Annotated in this window: 16 protein-coding genes; 8 read left to right on the top strand and 8 right to left on the bottom strand. The window is 61.8% G+C overall.

All coding sequences use genetic code 11. The features are described 5' to 3' along the window. Positions 1-456: transposase (locus tag IC232_RS30815; protein ID WP_190848761.1), on the top strand; the 456-nt coding region annotated here is incomplete at its 5' end. Here IC232_RS30815 and IC232_RS30810 read toward each other — a convergent pair. Continuing rightward, entirely contained in the window at positions 438-1,145 is a 708-nt protein-coding gene (locus tag IC232_RS30810; protein WP_190848760.1) for a FadR/GntR family transcriptional regulator, read from the bottom strand. The two genes, IC232_RS30815 and IC232_RS30810, sit on opposite strands and share 19 nt — an antisense overlap. A gap of 244 nt (positions 1,146-1,389) precedes the next feature. Between IC232_RS30810 and IC232_RS30805 the strand changes: the two genes are divergently transcribed. The 6 genes from IC232_RS30805 (at position 1,390) to hydA (ending at position 6,856) form a co-directional block, all read left to right on the top strand. Next, entirely contained in the window at positions 1,390-2,193 is an 804-nt protein-coding gene (locus tag IC232_RS30805; protein ID WP_210335560.1) for a transporter substrate-binding domain-containing protein, read from the top strand. Positions 2,194-2,269: 76 nt separating this feature from the next. After that, positions 2,270-2,941, top strand: coding sequence for an amino acid ABC transporter permease (locus IC232_RS30800; RefSeq protein ID WP_190848763.1), 672 nt, complete (start codon positions 2,270-2,272; stop codon positions 2,939-2,941). Further along, on the top strand, positions 2,941-3,672 hold the full coding sequence (locus IC232_RS30795) for an amino acid ABC transporter ATP-binding protein (protein ID WP_210335561.1): 732 nt from the start codon (positions 2,941-2,943) through the stop codon (positions 3,670-3,672). Before IC232_RS30800 ends, IC232_RS30795 begins: the two co-directional genes overlap by 1 nt. A gap of 12 nt (positions 3,673-3,684) precedes the next feature. Further along, on the top strand, positions 3,685-4,203 hold the full coding sequence (locus IC232_RS30790; RefSeq protein WP_190848759.1) for an ureidoglycolate lyase: 519 nt from the start codon (positions 3,685-3,687) through the stop codon (positions 4,201-4,203). Between the two features lie 8 nt (positions 4,204-4,211). Beyond that, a complete protein-coding gene (locus IC232_RS30785) occupies positions 4,212-5,426 on the top strand; it encodes a cysteine desulfurase-like protein (RefSeq protein ID WP_190848758.1) in 1,215 nt (404 codons plus the stop codon). A gap of 11 nt (positions 5,427-5,437) precedes the next feature. Further along, on the top strand, positions 5,438-6,856 hold the full coding sequence (gene hydA, locus IC232_RS30780; RefSeq protein WP_190848757.1) for a dihydropyrimidinase: 1,419 nt from the start codon (positions 5,438-5,440) through the stop codon (positions 6,854-6,856). Between the two features lie 14 nt (positions 6,857-6,870). Here the strand turns inward: hydA and IC232_RS30775 are convergent, their stop codons facing one another. The 7 genes from IC232_RS30775 to IC232_RS30745 all read right to left on the bottom strand — a co-directional run bounded on the left by IC232_RS30775 (position 6,871) and on the right by IC232_RS30745 (position 15,812). Further along, positions 6,871-8,112 carry an MFS transporter gene (locus IC232_RS30775; protein WP_190848756.1) on the bottom strand — a complete coding sequence of 414 codons (1,242 nt, stop codon included), beginning with the start codon at positions 8,110-8,112 and terminating at the stop codon, positions 6,871-6,873. A 92-nt stretch (positions 8,113-8,204) separates the two neighbouring features. Then, positions 8,205-9,659, bottom strand: coding sequence for an amidohydrolase family protein (locus tag IC232_RS30770; RefSeq protein ID WP_190848755.1), 1,455 nt, complete (start codon positions 9,657-9,659; stop codon positions 8,205-8,207). A gap of 18 nt (positions 9,660-9,677) precedes the next feature. Then, entirely contained in the window at positions 9,678-11,408 is a 1,731-nt protein-coding gene (locus tag IC232_RS30765; protein WP_190848754.1) for a dipeptide ABC transporter ATP-binding protein, read from the bottom strand. Next, the gene (locus tag IC232_RS30760) at positions 11,405-12,319 is read right to left on the bottom strand and encodes an ABC transporter permease (protein ID WP_190848753.1); all 915 of its coding nucleotides are present in this window, start codon (positions 12,317-12,319) and stop codon (positions 11,405-11,407) included. The genes IC232_RS30765 and IC232_RS30760 overlap by 4 nt, the downstream gene beginning before the upstream one ends. Next, positions 12,316-13,287: an ABC transporter permease gene (locus IC232_RS30755; RefSeq protein ID WP_190848752.1), complete on the bottom strand. Its 972-nt coding sequence runs from the start codon at positions 13,285-13,287 to the stop codon at positions 12,316-12,318. The genes IC232_RS30760 and IC232_RS30755 overlap by 4 nt, the downstream gene beginning before the upstream one ends. Positions 13,288-13,345: 58 nt before the next feature. Next, positions 13,346-14,914: an ABC transporter substrate-binding protein gene (locus IC232_RS30750; protein WP_190848751.1), complete on the bottom strand. Its 1,569-nt coding sequence runs from the start codon at positions 14,912-14,914 to the stop codon at positions 13,346-13,348. A gap of 190 nt (positions 14,915-15,104) precedes the next feature. Then, the gene (locus IC232_RS30745) at positions 15,105-15,812 is read right to left on the bottom strand and encodes a GntR family transcriptional regulator (RefSeq protein ID WP_190848750.1); all 708 of its coding nucleotides are present in this window, start codon (positions 15,810-15,812) and stop codon (positions 15,105-15,107) included. Between the two features lie 169 nt (positions 15,813-15,981). Here IC232_RS30745 and IC232_RS30740 point away from each other — a divergent pair, with 169 nt between their 5' ends. After that, on the top strand, positions 15,982-17,172 hold the full coding sequence (locus tag IC232_RS30740) for an amidohydrolase family protein (protein ID WP_190848762.1): 1,191 nt from the start codon (positions 15,982-15,984) through the stop codon (positions 17,170-17,172). The last annotated feature ends 140 nt before the right edge of the window (positions 17,173-17,312 follow it).

Below are 17,312 nucleotides of genomic sequence, written 5' to 3'. Positions count from 1 at the left end.
ACATCTATTCCTCCTCTGCCAAGGAGGGGGTCAGTTCTTCGCTTCGTCAGGGGGTCAGTTTCTCAGTTCGGCCGACAGACCACACGGCCCAAGCACCTGGCGGGCGACAAGGCCTACAGCTACCGGCCTGTCTTCACCTATCTGCGTAACCGTCACATTCGACCTGTGATCCCACCTCGCACCGGCGGCAACATGGGCAAGGGCTGCGCACGAGCGTTCGATCCTGATCTCTATCGTAGACGCAACGTGGTTGAGCGCTGTGTCGGATGGCTGAAAGGCTGCCGATCCATTGCCACCCGGCACGAGAAGCTGGCGGTCAACTTCGCCGCAATGGTGAAGCTCGCCTTCATGCGCCAGTACCTGCGCAATCAGGCCGTCAGACAGGATCTAGCTGTTGGACTGACGCTAAGTCGCCCCCGGCCTCAGCGGCACACAACTCAGAGAGAGATGCCGTAACGGCCGGCAGCCGAGCGGATATGACTTTGCATCGCTGCTTCGGCCGTGTCGGGATCTTGGCGGGCTATACCCTCCAGAATGGCCTCGTGCTCACGGACGGTCTCACTCAGGCGATCAAGTTGGGCCATCGGAAGTCGTTGACTTTCGACGAGCAATTCACGCACTGGCCGGTACATGGCGGCGAGAACAGGGTTACCGGAGAGTTCAAAGATCAGATCGTGGAACTCCGTGTCACTGACGGCGAGGCTAATCACGTCGTCTGCCTTGAGAGCCTCATGCATGGAGTTCGTGCACCGCCTGAGGCGTTCCTCGGCAGGCTCGTCGATGCGAGCGGCTGCGAGCCTCGCCGCGTAACCTTCCAGTCCCAAGCGCGCCTCATAGACGTCGGCGGGCGTGCAGCGGTCGGAGTAGCGCCACAGCGGCCTACGTGCATCGGCTTTCGCAACGAACACTCCGCTGCCTGCCCGCACCGCCACAAGACCCATCGTTTCAAGAACGGTTAGCGCTTCTCGCAATGATGGCCGGCTTACTCCGAGCTGCTCCGCCAGTTCCCTCTGGGACGGAAGACGCTGGCCAGCCTTAAGGCCGCCCTTCAGGATCAGGCGCTGGATATGTTCAACAATGCCGCGTGGCACGGGAGTGCGATCGGCGAGTTCTAATTCCGACAGGTTCACTGGATCACTCGTCATCTGCCGTCCCCACTTCAAAGCCCGTGGTGCATAGGGTCGTGCCTACAGGCCTCATTTTTGATCACCTCAGAGGCACATTGGCCTTGACCATGCGTCAAGATAGCTGCACGATCAACTGGTCAGATTGGTAAGACCAGTTTGGCCGATATGACCGGTCTACACAAGTCTCAAAAGAGCCGGCTACCAGATGGCAGCAGAGAATTGATCGCCGGCGATGAGTCCGGTGGGCAGGATGGAGGAACAGATGTCAGCGAAATTCACCCGGCGCGGCACATTCGCCGCAACTTTAACCGCCGTGTTGGCCATGTCAGCAGGGACGATGGCCTATGCTGCCGATATGAAGGTTGGAGCGAACGTCGGTAACGTTCCGTGGGAATTCCAGAACGAGAAGGGCGAGATCGTCGGATTCGAGGTCGACCTCGCCAAGGAAGTCGGCAAACGCCTCAACATGAACGTGTCCTTCGTGAACATTCCGTTCAACGGGCTGTTTGCTGCGGTACAATCAGGACAGGTCGATGCCGCAGTATCCTCGATCACCATCACCAAGAAGCGTCTCGAGTCGGTATCCTTTGCCCAACCTTATTACGATAGCGACCAGTCGCTGGCGGTGCGAGCCAACTCAGGCATCAAAAACCTAGAAGGGATGGCGAGCAAGGTGGCCGCAGTCGATACCGGTTCCACCGGTGACATGTGGTCGACTCAGAACCAGCAGAAGTACAAATTCTCCGATATCCGCCGCTACGAGGGCTTGGCTCCCGCGATGCTCGACCTCGCAGCGGGCCGCATCGACGGCTATGTCAGCGACATCCCGGCCGTACAGTACTACATCAAGGACAAGCCGATCTATCAGGTGGTGGAGCGGATCCCGACCGGCGAGCAGTATTCGATGATGTTCGCCAAGAACAGCCCGCTGGCGGAAAAGGTCAACGCCGAGATCACGAAGATGAAGCAGGACGGAACTTTGGCGAAGATCCACGAGCAGTGGTTCGGGGCCAAGGCCGAGCCGAACTCGACGACCATCAAGGTCATGGAGATGCCCAAGCTCTGACGAGCAACTCTCCCCGAGCGTCCGGCACCTGTGCCGGACGCTCGGCATGGCCACGAATGTTGAGGCGCTGTCCGTCATGTCCATCTTCGACACCTTCCTGAACTGGAAGGTTTTCGTCCAAACCCTTCCGCTTCTGCTGTCAGGCCTGACCACTACACTGACCCTGGGAGTGACAGCCATCATCCTGGGCTTCATCGGCGGCTTGGTTCTCGCGCTGCTCCGGCTCTATGCCAGTTCACCCCTGAGGCAGATCGCCGTCGCCTACATCGACATCTTCCGCTCCATCCCGATCCTGGTTCTGCTCGTCGTCATCTACTATGCACTGCCTTTCGTCGGGCTGCGGCTTTCCTCCTTCGGTGCCGCCGCCTCTGCGTTGAGCCTCGTGTCTGCCGCCTATTCCGCTGAGATCTTCCGGGCCGGCATCGAGGCCGTGCCGAAGGGCCAGTTCGAGGCCGCCCGCGCCCTGGGCCTCAGCCCCTGGCGGCTCATGAGCGACGTGGTGCTGCCACAGGCACTGCGGATCGTGATCCCGCCGATCACGTCGAACTCGATCAACGTGATGAAGGACACGGCTCTCGCATCCGTGGTGGCGATGCCCGATCTGCTCAAGCAGGCCACGCAGGCGCAGGCGCTGGCGGCGAACCCGACGCCCCTCATCAGTGCGGCCGTCATCTATATCTTGATCTTGATGCCGCTCGTGCGTCTCGTCGGGGTTTTCGAAAAGCGACTTGCGGTGAGGGGACGATGATGCGCCCGATTATCGAGATGAAGAACGTCGTCAAGTCGTTCGGACATTTCAAGGCGCTGCATGGCGTTGACCTCCAGGTGAAAGAAGGTGAGATCGTCGTCGTCATCGGTCCGTCCGGCTCGGGCAAGTCCACGCTGATCCGCTGCATCAATCAGCTTGAGGAGCACAACGGCGGTGAGATCATCGTCGACGGAGCAGAGGTCGGTCACGGCCGCAAGAGCACCGTGCTCACCGAGGTGGGAATGGTGTTCCAGAGCTTCAACCTTTTTCCGCATATGACCGTGCTCCGCAACGTCGCGCTCGGCCCCGTTCGCGTACGCGGCCTGTCGTGGGCAGCGGCAGAGGATCGCGCCGAGCGCCTTCTGGCCCGTGTCGGGCTCGGGGATCAAGCGACGAAGTATCCGGCGCAACTCTCCGGCGGGCAGCAGCAGCGAGTTGGGATTGCCAGGGCGCTCGCCATGGAGCCGAAGGTTCTGCTCTTCGACGAGCCGACCTCGGCACTCGACCCCGAAATGGTGGGTGAGGTCCTGGATGTGATGCAGCAACTCGCCAAGACGGGTGTGACCATGGTCGTGGTGACCCACGAAATGGGGTTCGCCCGCAAGGTTGCCGACAGGGTGGTGTTCATGGATGGGGGACGGATCGTCGAGGAGGGGCCTCCCGACGTAATCTTCAATGCGCCCCGCGATCCTCGCCTGAGAAGCTTCCTTCAGGCCGTCCTGTCCCATTAGGCTTACTCATCCGTGCTGACCCTGCTTCCCAAACGCCTGACGCCTTCAGCCTTCCGCCCATTCGGCGAGGTGCTGTCCTTCGATTCCGATCGCAGCCGCTTGGTGAACGATGGCCGGGCGCTGCGCTTCGACACCGATACCCGTTTCGAGCGCGCCTCTCCCGAAGGCGATCCCGTGCTCGCGGTCTACCGGGCCAAGGGCGGGCCGCTGCCGATGCCGCTCGTGACCTTCGAACGGCATCCCTTGTCGTCTCAGACCTTCGTCTCTCTCTCGGCCGAGTGCTTCCTGATCGTCGTCGCGCCGCAGGACCAGGCGGGACTGCCGGATCTCGAGCGTGCCGAAGCGTTCGTCGGGTGTCGGGGGGAAGGCGTCAATTATGCCCGCAACCTCTGGCATGCTCCCATCGCTGCGATTGGCCCGGACGGCGATTTCCTCATGTTCATGTGGGAAAGCGGCTCCTCCGAGGATTGCATTCTCCATCACCTCCAAGAGCCGCTCGTCGTCGGCCCACCCCAACCTCCTGCAGAATAGGTGCATCCATGTCGCTCGATCTCACCTTCGTCCGCTCGCAGTTTCCAGCCTTGGCGGACGAGTTCGCCTATTTCGACAATGCGGGAGGCTCCCTGGTCCTACGCAATGTGGCCGAGCGCATCTCGGAGTATCTTCTGACCACGAGTGTGCAGACCGGCGCCAGCTACGAGCATTCCCAACGGGCGACGAGCCGATTAATAGAGGCCCGCGCCAAGATCGCGCGGCTGCTGGGGGCAGAGCGGGCGGAAGAGATCGTGCTGGGTCCCTCGACCACTGTCCTCGCCCAGGTTTTGGCTCGCGCCATGGAAAGCGGACTCAAACCCGGCGACGAGATTGTTGTCACGAATTTTGACCACGAGTCGAATATCGGTCCGTGGCGCGCCCTGGAGAAGCGTGGCATCGTCATCAAGGAATGGTCCATCAACCGCGAGAGCTTCGAGATCAACCTGGATGATCTGGATCGCCTTATGACGGAGCGGACCCGGCTCGTGGCGGTGACCCATGCCTCGAATATTCTGGGCACTATCAATCCAATCAAGGAGATCGCACGCCGCGTGCACGAGCGTGGCGCTGAAATCGTCGTCGACGCCGTTGCCTATGCACCTCATCGGGCCGTGAACGTGAGAGATCTCGATGTCGATTACTACATCTTCAGCTTCTACAAGACCTACGGCCCCCACTTCGCGGTGATGTACGGCAAGTATGAGAAGTTGCTCGAACTCGACGGGCTCTATCACTATTTCTATGGCCGCGAGAAGGTGCCGATGAAGTTGGAGCCCGGCAATACCAACTATGAGCTAGCCTGGGGATCGGCTGGCATCGTCGATTACATCGACGCCCTTGGCGGGTCGACGGGGGACCGCGCCGCGATCGATCGCGCCTTCGACAAGATCGCGTCGCATGAAACGCTTTTGGGAGAAAAGCTTCTAGCCTATCTGAGGGACCGCAACGATGTGAGGATCGTGGGGCGCCGCGACAGTGCCACGCAGCACCGCGTGCCGACCATCGCGTTCAAGGTCAATGGACGCGACTCGGAGGAAATCGTGCGCTCGACCGAAGCCGACCGGATCGGCATCCGCTTCGGTGATTTCCACTCCCGGCGGCTGATCGAACATCTGGGCCTTGCCGGCGGCAATGGCGTGGTGCGCGTTTCCATGGTGCACTACAATACGCCTGAGGAAGTTGATCGGCTGATAGCAAGCCTCGACCGAGCGCTTGCCTGAGGAGGGCGGAGATGGAGCTCGATCTTGCAATTCGCGGCGGCACCGTTGTCACGGCCTCCGACACGTTTCGCTGCGACGTTGGCGTCAGGGGCGAACGCATCGTCGTGCTGGGTGAGAATCTTCGCGCTCCGAGAGAAATCGACGCCACCGGACTGCTCGTGCTCCCGGGGGGCATCGACAGCCATGTTCACATCGCTCAGCCTTCCGGGCCCGGCGTCGTCATGGCGGACGACTTCGCCTCCGCCACGGCCTCCGCTGCGGCTGGCGGAAACACAACGGTTCTTCCCTTCGCGCTCCAGCAGCGCGGCACATCCCTGCGCGCCTGTGTAGAAGAGTATCGGCAGAAGGCCGAGAACGAGTGCTATGTCGACACGGCCTTCCACCTGATCATTTCCGATCCGACCCCCGAGGTTCTGGGACAGGAACTCCCCGCGCTGCTCAAGGATGGCTATACGTCGTTCAAGGTTTTCATGACCTACGACGATCTCGTGCTGAAGGACAGCGAGCTTCTCGACGTGTTCGAGGTTGCCCGCCGGGAGCGAGCCCTCGTGATGGTTCATGCCGAAGGCTATGATGCCATCCGGTACATGACCGAGCGCCTCGAAAGGGCGGGCCGGACTGCGCCCTATTACCATGCGGTCTCCCGTCCCGAAATCGTGGAGCGCGAAGCAACCCATCGGGCAATCAGCCATGCGGAGCTTGTCGACGTGCCGATCATGATCGTGCATGTGTCGGGACGAGAGGCCATGGAGCAGATTCGCTGGGCGCAGTCCCGCGGCCTCAAGGTCTACGCCGAGACCTGTCCGCAATACATCACACTCACCGCCGAGGACTTGCAGGGTCCGGACATGGACATGAGCGGTGCGAAGTATGTCTGCTCGCCTCCGCCACGGGATGTAGAGAGCCAGGCGGCCATCTGGGAAGGGCTGCGCAGCGGTGTGTTCCAGACCTTTTCGTCAGATCATTGTCCATTCCGCTATGATAGCCCAGCCGGCAAGCTCCACCCGAATGGCAAATCCTCCTTCCGGTGGGTGCCGAACGGCATTCCCGGCGTCGAGACCCGCCTGCCCATCCTGTTCTCGGAAGGCGTTTCCAAGGGCCGGATCTCCCTCAACCGCTTCGTGGAACTGACGGCCACCAATCACGCCAAGATCTACGGCCTCTATCCGCGCAAGGGCTCCATTGGCGTGGGTTTCGACGCGGACATCGTGCTGTGGGATCCGGATCGCCGTGAGATCATCCGCCAGGAGATCCTTCATCATGGGGCCGACTACACGCCCTGGGAAGGATTCGAGGTCACCGGTTGGCCGGTGACAACACTGCTGCGCGGTCAAGTCGTGGCCGAGGGCGGACGTATCGTTGGTGCCAAGGGGGCTGGGCGTGTCCTCGCCCGGGACGTGTCGGCTTATGCTGCGCCCGCCCACACCTGAAGGAGGCGCCTCCGTCAGTCCTTCCTGAGATGGGGAAGCACATAAGCGGGCGCCGCCGCCCGGAGGCCGGCCCAAGTGCAGGCCAACGTGATCAGGACCACCATGATAGCAGGCCCCAGGAGGTAATCGCCGCTGCTACGCAGCAAGCTGACCGCGAAGGGGCAGAGGGACGCGCCGAGATAGCCGAAGCTCTGCGACATGCCCGACAGCATCGCCGTGACCTCCGCGCTCGGAGAACGCAGCGAGACGAACAGAAGTGCAAGTCCGAACAGGCCGCCCTGGCCGAGGCCGAGGACGAGTGCCCACAGGAGACGGGAGGCGAGCGGCGCATAGAGCAGGCCCAGGAATCCCATGCAGGTGGCCAGGAGAACCAGCACGACCAGAAGGCGTGCCGACACCCGTCGCGTCGCGAGCGAGGGCACCAACAGCGCGGTGGCCGTCTGCGACAGGATCGAGACGGAGGTGACGATGCCTGCGTCAAGCATATCAAGCCCTCGATCGCGCAGCAGCGTCGGCAGCCAGCCGAGCACAATGAAGGCCAGCCCGGCCTGAAGCCCCATGAAGGCGGTGACAGACCAGGCTAGACGGTCACGCACCAGAAGCGAGAAGCGCGGCAGGCTAGCCGTACTGATAGAGGGTCGCTCGACTGCGGCAAGGGCGGCCCACATGATGCTGCCTGCAAAGGCAAGAGCGCTCCAGCTCGCCAAGGCCAGCGTCCAAGAGTGCCACGCTCCTTCGATAATAGGCGTCAGGCCCGCGGCACTGGCTCCACCGATGCTGAGAATCATCGTGTAAAGACCCGTCATCGAGCCGATCCGCCCGGGAAAGCGTCGGCGGATCACCACCGGGAGGAGTACGCCCGCCATGCCAATGGCCGCTCCTGCCACCAGGGTACCGGTGAACAGTGCGAGACTTACTGGCAGCGCACGAAGGGCAAGCCCCGCCGCAAGGCACATGAGAAGAGCCGCGATGGTCCGTTCGAGGCCCAGCTTGGCGGACAGGAAGGGTGCGATCGGCCCAAACGCGCCGAAGCATAGCACTGGCATGGTTGTCAGAACGCCAATCCACACCCCGCCGAGACCCAGGCTCGTTTGGATCTCGGCCACCATTGTCGCTGTGGAGGTGAGGGCAGGACGAAGGTTGAGCGCAGCCACCACGACGCAGGCCACAACGAAGCCAACGAGGAGGGATTCGGCCCGCGTGCTGCCACGCAGCGTCTGCCCCTCGTTGGTCTTCCGCTCGCGTACAGTCAGCATGATCTGCCCTTCCAACCGCCTGGAGGCGGTTGGCACAGTGGTTGCGTCGATTGGCGACAGCAGGATCGGATTGGACCCGCCGCCCTCGGCCATCAACCTTCGATCTGGTCGGTCGCTCTCACGTGGCGCCAGAACATCTTCGGGGTTTCCAGCATGTAACGGAACCCAGTGCGGTCGAGCATCGCTTCGGTCTCGCGCTGAGCCTCGTCGAGGACCTCGTCTTCATCAACCAAGACAGCTTTACGACCTTGCATGGCAATACGGCCATCGACGATGACGGTATCGACATCGTTGCCATTGGCGAAATAGATCAGCCGGAAGACCGGCATGTTGAACGGGTAGAGATGTGGCCGCCTCAGGTCTAGCAGCACCACATCCGCCTTCTTGCCGACCTCAAGGGATCCGATATCCTTCTCCATCCCGAGCGCCTTTGCGCCGTCGATGGTGCACATCTCCAGTACGCGCCCTGGCGGCAGCCAAGTGGGGTCCTTGAAGTATGTCCGATGGTAATGCATGCATTGCTGCATGTGCCGGAACATGTCGCCGGAACGGTCTGGGGCCGTGGCATCGGAACCGAGGCAGACATTCGCACCTGCCTCCAAGAGTTCGGGGACGGGACAGCGGCCGAGAATCGAGGCGATCGCGCTCGGGTTGTGAGCAATGTTCGTTCCTGTGTCGGCCACGATCCGGATCTCTTCCGGAGACAGGTTCGTGGAATGCGACAGAAGGGCGTTCGGTCCCAGGATGCCCAGTTCGTTGGCATAAGCGACACTGCCGTTGGTATGGCCGTCCTGGGTGAAGACAAGGCCGGCCTCGCGAGCGAGATCTGCGGTCATGCGGGCTTGGCGCCTGGCTTCCTCGAGCTTCTCCTGTCCAAGCTCCTCGACATGTTCGGCGCGAAGGGTTGGCGTGATGAGCGCGATGTTCAGGCGGCCGCCATGTTTGCCGTGCCAGGTCTTGATGAGGGTCTTACATGTCTCGAACTGCTCCTCGAACGTCACGGGACGTTCGACCGCCTTTCCCTCGACGAAGCGTGCATAGGTGCGTGGATGGGGCGGGCGGGTCGGGCCGACGGCGACGACGGAACGGGTTCCGACTTCTCGCACGCCTTCACAATGAGCATCACCATAGATGGGCTCATCGGTACGAAGAATCGTATCGCCACCGCCCAGCAAGGAAACTCCCGTTGTCACGCCGAAGCGTAGGCGCTCGAGCGCTGCGAGGCGCGATTCCGCGCGCCAGAACTCGGGTGTCGAAGCCACCGTATACGCTTGGTGGCAGGCTTCGTACCAAGCGCTGCTGTCACCTCCACCCATGGTTTTGATAAGGCCGTGGCCCGCATGGGCGTGCCCATCGATCAGGCCCGGCATGACGATCTTACGGCTGGCGTCGATCATCGTGGGCGCCTGATGGGCAGCCAGGACCTCCTCGGTCGTCCCGACCGCGACGATTCGGTCCTTCTCGATGGCGACGGCTCCGTTTTCGATGACCCGGCGCTGCGGGTCCATCGTCACGACAATGCCGTTGGTGATGATGATATCGGCCATGCGGTACACTCCGGTCGGTCAGGCGGCTTGGGTTTCGCCGCGGATGCGGTCGAGGGTCGGAACAAGCGACAGCAGTTCCTGCGTGTAGGGATGCTGCGGCTTGTCGAAGAGGGTTTCGGAATCGGCCTGCTCGAGAAGCCGTCCGTGTCGCATCACGGCCACGCGGTCACACATCTGCCGCACCACGGCGAGGTCGTGGCTGATGAGCAGGAGGGTCAGGCCAGTGGCATCGCGCAAATCCTTCAGGAGGTTCAGGATCTGAGCCTGCACCGACACGTCCAAGGACGAGGTCGGCTCATCGCAGACGATCAGCTTGGGTCGTGCGCCGAGAGCACGCGCGATCGAAAGGCGCTGCCTCTGACCGCCCGAGAATGCATGCGGGAAGCGCTGGGAGGCATCCGCGTCCAAGCCGACGGCTTCGATCAGACGCGTAACGTCCCTCTCTGCCTCGGCGCGGGAGGTGGCGAGACGGTAGAAGAGGATCGGTTCCGATAGGATCGAGCCGATGCGCATCCGGCTGTTGAGGGAGGAGTAGGGATCCTGGAAGATCATTTGGATCGCTTGGCGCAGCGGCCCGACCCGGCGGGTCGCGCCTTCGCCAGCGATGCTCTGCCCCCGGTAGAGCACACGGCCTGCACTGGGGCGCACAAGCCCCGACACGACGTTGGCGATTGTAGTCTTGCCGCAGCCGGATTCGCCGACGAGCCCGAACACTTCGCCGCTCCGGAGGGAGAAGGAGACGTCGTCAACCGCGCGGAAGCGATGGCCTGTCGAGCCCGGAAGCCACCCACTGGTAGTGTAGTCGACACAAAGGTTCTCGATCGAGAGGATGGGGGTCTCGTCGGCATCGGCCTCAGAGCGCCCGGCCTTCGCGCGCAGTTCCGCACGGGCGGTCTCCGCACGCCCCTTCCCCTCGTCGCCGAGGACCGGGAAGCGGTCGAGGCGCTGGTCGATGCGTGGGACGGCGCCGATCAGCGCCCTGGCATAGGCTGCCTTGGGACGACGCAAAACCTCTTCCGTCGACCCGGTCTCGACCACCTTGCCCCGATGCATGATAGTGACATGGTCGGCGATCTGGGCGACGACGCCCATATTGTGCGTGACGAGCAGGATGCCGATGCCACGGCTGTCGGCCAGGTCACGGAGGAGCTTGAGGATCTGCGCCTGTACCGAGACGTCAAGCGCCGTCGTCGGTTCGTCCGCGACCACGAGCTTGGGATTGCATGACAAGGCGGCCGCGATCACGACGCGCTGGCGCTGGCCGCCGGACAATTGGTGGGGATAGGCCTTGAGGCGTCGCTTCGGCTCAGGGATTCCCACGGATTCGAGGAGTTCCAGTGCGCGCGACCGCGCAGATCCCTTGTCAAGCTTGAGGTGAAAGCGCATCGCTTCCGTGAGTTGGCTCTCTACCGTGAAGAGTGGGTTCAGACTCGTCATCGGATCCTGAAAGATGGCTCCGACATCGCGGCCGAGCACGATGCCGGTTGCCGAACTCTTGACAGCATCGAACTTCTTGCCGTCGATATGGATGCTGCCGGCGGCAATGCGTCCGGGCTTCTCGAGCAGCCCCATCACCGTGTTGCCGATGGTCGTCTTCCCGGCGCCGGATTCCCCCACCAGCGCATGGATCTCGCCTGGTTGGATGACGAGAGACGCGTTCTCGACGGCGGTGAAGACGCTGCCATTGGCGAGCGGGTACTCGACCCGCAGGCTGTCGATGGCGAGAGCCGGAATGGATTGCGCGTTCATCGTTTCACCCTCAGCTTGGGATTGAAGCGATCGCGAAGCCAGTCGCCGACGATGTTGACGGCAAGCACAAGGATCACAAGGGCAAGGGCCGGGAAGAGGGCAATCCACCAGACTCCTGAGAAGACGAACTCGTTGCCGATCCGAATGAGTGTGCCGAGCGACGGATAGGTCGGAGGCATCCCAACGCCGAGGAAAGACAAGGTTGCCTCAGTGAGCACGGCTGCCGCCAGATTGATGGTGGAGATGACCAGGACCGGGCTCATCACGTTCGGCAGGATATGCCGCAACATGATCCGCGGGGCCGGCAGCCCGATGACTTTGGCCGCTCGGACGTAATCCTTCGCCGTCTCGACCATGGTGGCGGCCCGCACGGTGCGGGCATATTGCACCCATTCATGGATGGCGATGGCGCAGATCAGGATGATCGGCGCCCATTCCGCCGTCGCCGCGCCGGGAATGAGCGCCCGCGCGATGCCGCTCACCAAGAGCGCAAGCAAGATCGTAGGAAAGCTCAAGATCACATCGGCGATCCGCATGATCAAGGCATCGACCTTGCCGCCGAAATAGCCGGCAAGCAGGCCCAGAGAGACGCCGAGGGTGGCTGCGAGCAGGACCGCACCGCCGCCGATGGCGATGGAGACGCGTGCGCCGTAGAGCATAGCCGAGAGCAGATCGCGGCCCTGGTTGTCCGTGCCGAGAAGAAAGTTCGGATCGCCATCGGCCGTGAAGGCAGGCGGCAACTCGGCATTGATGAGCTCGAACGACGACAGGTCGGTCGGGTCGTAAGGCGCGATCCAGGAAGCGAGCAACGCGCAGGCCACAAGGATCAAAGCCAGGGTTCCAGCGACGATCACCGAGGGCGGGGCGCCCAGTCGCATGAACAGGCCAGGAGTGGGAGCGAGCGTTTTCATGCGGACCTCGCGCGAAGACGGGGATCGACGACGGCGTAGAGAATGTCGACGACGGTGTTGATGAGGACGAAGAGTAGACCGACGAAGAGCAGGTAGGCCGCCATGACGGGAATATCGACGAAGCTCACGGCCTGAATGAAGAGAAGGCCCATGCCCGGCCATTGGAAGACTGTTTCAGTTACGATGGCGAAGGCAATGAGCGAGCCGATCTGGAGGCCCGTGACCGTGATGACCGGCATGAGCGCGTTTCTCAAGGCAAGCCGGAAGTTGATATAGCGGGTCGGTAATCCACGGGCCTTGGCGAAGCGGATGTAATCGCTGGACAAAACGTCGATCATCTCGGCTCGCACCAGACGCATGATGAGTGTGAGCTGGTAGAGAGCGAGCGTAATGCCCGGCAGGATGAACGATTTCAGGCCGCTGATTGTGAGAAAGCCCGTCGACCACCAGCCGAGATCAACCACTTGGCCGCGTCCGAAGGAGGGTAGCCAGCCAAGAGACACGGCGAAAACTAGGATGAGCACGATGCCGGTCACGAAGGTCGGTGTCGAGATGCCGACGAGAGAGAGGGCTTGCACCAGCCGCGCGGCGACGCCATCCGGCTTGAGCGCACACAGCACACCGAGTGGAATCCCGAGAGCGAGCGACAGGATCGTCGCAACGATCACGAGTTCCAGCGTTGCGGGAAGTCGCTCGGCGATGAGGGCCGTGACGGGACGCTGATTGCGGTAGCTGATGCCGAGATCGCCGCTGAGGGTGCGGGTCAGGAAGCGGCCGTACTGCACCACCAGCGGCTGATCGAGACCGAGGGAGCGCCGGAGTTCCTCCTTCTCCTCTACGGAGGCGTTTTCGCGTGACATGGTCGCTACGGGGTCGCCGACATATCGGAACATCACGAAGGACACGGCCGACACGACCAGCATGACAAGGGCGGCTTGGCCCAGCCGGGAGAGGAGGACTTTGAACATGAGCGTTTCCCCGGCGGCTCGCCGCAATCAGGCGAGCCGCTCGTCTCCTGTTGCGGGTCTACTTGACGGTGGCGAACCACAGGCGGACGTATTCGTCCGGGAACTGCGGGACTTCGACGCCGTCTCGGACAGCCCAGGCCACGGGCTGCTGATGGAGTGGAATGTAGGCAACCGTATCGCGCGCGACCTTGAGCGCCTCGGCGAGCATGTCGCGGCGCTTGGCTTCATCGAGCTCGACGGCGGCCTTGCGGGTTAGCTCCTCGATCTTGGGATTGCTGTATTTGCCGGCATTGGAGCCGCCATATCCGTCCTTCTGCTCCGTGAGCAGGGATGAGAGCACGCTGAACCCATCCATCGGCGGCAGGGTCGCCCAGCCGACCATGGATACATCGAACTCGCCGCGGTCCTGGCGCGGGAAATATGTCGCCCGGGATTCGGTCTGGAGTTCTGCCTGGATGCCGACCTTCGCCCACATGGATGCAATCGCGACGCAGGTCTGCTCGTCGTTGATGTAGCGATCGTTCGGGCAGTTCAGCTTCGTCTTGAAGCCGTTCGGATAGCCGGTCTCCGCGAGGAGCTCTTTCGCCTTGCTCTGGTCATAAGCGAGCGGCGTATCGTTATCCTTTGCGTAGCCGGGCACGGGCGGGGCGACGAGCGTGCCGGTATTGCGCGACTTGTCGCGCATCACGCGTTTCTTGATCGTGTCGAGGTCGATGGCATGCCACATGGCTTGGCGCACCTTGACGTCGAGCAGCGGGTTCTTCTGTCCGGGCATCGCCTTCAGCTCGGGACGGAAATTGAGCGAAAGCATGATCAGGCGCAGAGACGGCTCCTCGATGACCTTGAAGCCCTGGGACGAGGAGATCCGCTGGAGATCCTGGAGAGGCGCGGGCGCGATCAGGTCCAACTCGCCCGACAGGAGAGCGGCGACGCGGGTGGCGTCCGACTTGACCGGCTTGAACTCGATGCGGGTGAGGTTGTGCTGGGGCTTGTCCCACCAGTCGGGGTTGACCACGAATGTGGTGCCGGCATCGGGCTTGTAGGATTCGACCTTGAAGGGTCCTGTGCCAATGGCTGCGGTCGATGCTGCAGTGGTGACGCCGGTCGCGATGTTGCCGGGTTTCAGGGCGCCGTTTCCTTCCATCCATTCCTTGTCGAGAATGTAGATGCCGGCCAGATCGTTGAGAAGAAGCGGGTAGGGGCCGTTGGTGACGATGTCGACCGTGAAGTCGTCGACCTTTTCCGCCTTGACCACGGTCGCGAGGTTGCCGCGGGCCCGGGCGCTGGGATCGAGAATGCGGCTGATGGAGGCGACCACATCATCTGCGGTGAAGGGGTTGCCATTATGGAATTTTACGCTCCGGCGCAGATCAAAGCGCCAGGTGTCCGGCTTCACCGTCTTCCAGCTCACCGCCAGCGCGGGCTCCAGCTCCAGAGTGCGGCTACGGCGCACCAAAGGATCGAAGACGTGGTGCAGCATGCTGGTCGTGAAGCTCTCCGTATGGGCATAGGGATCAAGCGTGGTGATGTCCGTGGGTGAGGCCCACCTCAGGGTTTTGGCCTCTACCGACACTCCCATCAGGGCGCCGGTGGCGATGGTCAGGCTGGCAACAAGTCTGGCTTTCATGTTCGGCCTCCGAAGATCCTCTGGGGTGGATTTATTATTGGATACAATTTGAAGAAAAGTTGCATACAAAATCCGAGGCGTCAATTCCGCCATTGGCCAATTATGGCTAGCCGGAAACAGCGCTCAGCCCTGGAACTGGCGCGTGAGGATCCGTCTATGTTGCTGTTCGGAAGGAGCTTACGCCCAATTGTTATGATGCGTAGCGGTCGAGAATTGACCGGATGTCGCGATGCTTGTCGGAGGTGGAAGACAGAAGTGCTCGGTCCGTGACCGCCTTGAGGTGGTGATCCATGGCGTCGATGGCAGCTTGGCTGTTTCCGGCCCGGAGGGCGTCGATAATCTGCTGATGCTCATTGATTGAGCAGTCAGACGAGTGCGGCCGGCTGTAGAGCGCTAGGATCAGTGAGCAGCGTGAAACCACCTCGTCGACATAACGCGCAAGGACACTGTTGCCGGAGAGGGACGCCAAAAGAATATGAAATTCTCCCGCCAAGCGGATGGCAGCGGGTCCATCGTGCTCACTAGCTTTTGTTTCCAGGTGGACATGCTTTTGCAGGCGCTCAATGTCGTCGTCTGTGACCCTTTCGGCAAGTCGAACAAGGACTTGGCGCTCCAGGCACATGCGCGCCTCGAAAACATCCTGTGCTTCTGACAGGCTCGGCTGTGCGATCGTGGCGCCCTTGTTTGGCTGCATGTCAACGAGACCTTCGGCATGCAGCCGCGCGAGAACGGTCCGGACGATTGTCCGGCTTACACCGAACCGCTCCCCGATGACGTCCTCAGTCAGCTTGTCCCCTGGCATGAGTGCCTGCTCGATGATCGCGCGGCGAAGTCCGGCGTAAACGGAATCGCTCCGGGTGCCGGCGGCTGATTTAGGGTTTCTGACAGGAGCGTTCATTGAACATTGCAAGGGAGATCAGGGGACGAACTATGTTCCACAAAATAGATCGCTCAGAAAGGGTAGATTTTGCTGGTAGTTTGTATGCGAGATTGTATACAAAAACTATGAGGCGGCAATTGGTTCTTACGTTATCGCCAGGGATGAGATCTGAGAAGCGAGGATGCTGATGCATAGCTTGGTGATCCGCAATGTGCGCCCAATGGGCGGAGAGACGACCTCGGTGACGATCCGCGAAGGACGGATCGCAGGCTACAGCGAGGATTTCGGGGAGGGTGCAGAGATCCTGGATGGTGCCGGGGCCATCCTGATTCCTGGGCTCGTCGAGGCCCATACGCATATGGATAAGACGCTTCTCGGCATGGGCTGGTATCGCAATGAGGTTGGGCCGGGCCTCATCGACAAAATCGAGAACGAGCGGATGCAGCGGCGTGTTCTTGGCATTGATCCCGCTCGCCAATCCGCCCGGCAGGCCGTGCTCGCCGCCTCCCTCGGCACGACGCACGTTCGGACCCATGTCGATGTGGATACGGAGGTCGGTGTTGCTGGCATCGAGGGTGTCCTAGAAACGCGGGAGCGCTATCGGGACGTGGTCGATATCGAACTCGTCGCCTTCCCGCAGAGCGGGATGCTCATCCGGCCCGGCACCGTCGAACTCATGGAAAAAGCGCTTCAACTCGGCGCCCAGGTCGTCGGTGGGCTCGACCCTGCTGGAATTGATCGCGATCCGAAGGGACACCTCGATGTCGTGTTCGGCCTCGCGGAAAAATATGGTGTCCCGGTCGACATCCACCTCCATGAGCCTGCTGAACTGGGAGCGTTCTCCATGGAGCTCATCATCGAACGCACGAAGGCTCTGGGCCTTCAGGGCAAGGTGACGATCAGCCATGCGTTCTGCCTCGGCATGACCGATCAGGATTATGTGGCCGCGCTGATCACCGCATTGGCTCAGGCACAGATTCACATTCTAACGACCGCTCCTGCCTCCAGACCGGCCCCTGCCGTCAAGCGGCTCGTTGAGGCAGGCATCGTGATCGCAGCGGGCACTGACGGCGTACGCGACACCTGGGGGCCCTACAACAATCCCGACATGCTGGAGAGGGCCGTTCTCGTCGGTCTGCGCAACAATCTGCGGCGCGACGATGAGGTCGCTCTGGCGCTCGACACCTGCACCTTTGGCGGTGCGCGGATGATGGGTCTCAATGATTACGGCCTGGATCTCGGCTGCAAGGCGGATCTCGTCCTGCTCGACGGCGAAACCCTGGCGGAGGCCGTCGTAGACCGACGTCCACGCAGAATGGTACTCAAGGGCGGGAAAGTGATCGCTCGTGATGGCACTGCGTTGATCGCTGCGCCTTGATCGTCGTCGACGGCCTTAAGCGTAAGCGAACGAGACCAGCGGCTCTGAGAAGTATGAATGTCGGCTCCTGATGCTGTGGACGGCTCCTACCCCGCGGTGAGGTAGCATGGCTGCTTCGAGCAGCCAGGAGCCCAGGAGCA

The sequence above is a fragment of the Microvirga sp. genome, assembly GCF_014699075.1.
Lineage (GTDB): Bacteria > Pseudomonadota > Alphaproteobacteria > Rhizobiales > Beijerinckiaceae > Microvirga.
This window is presented reverse-complemented; position numbering and strand designations above follow the sequence as displayed.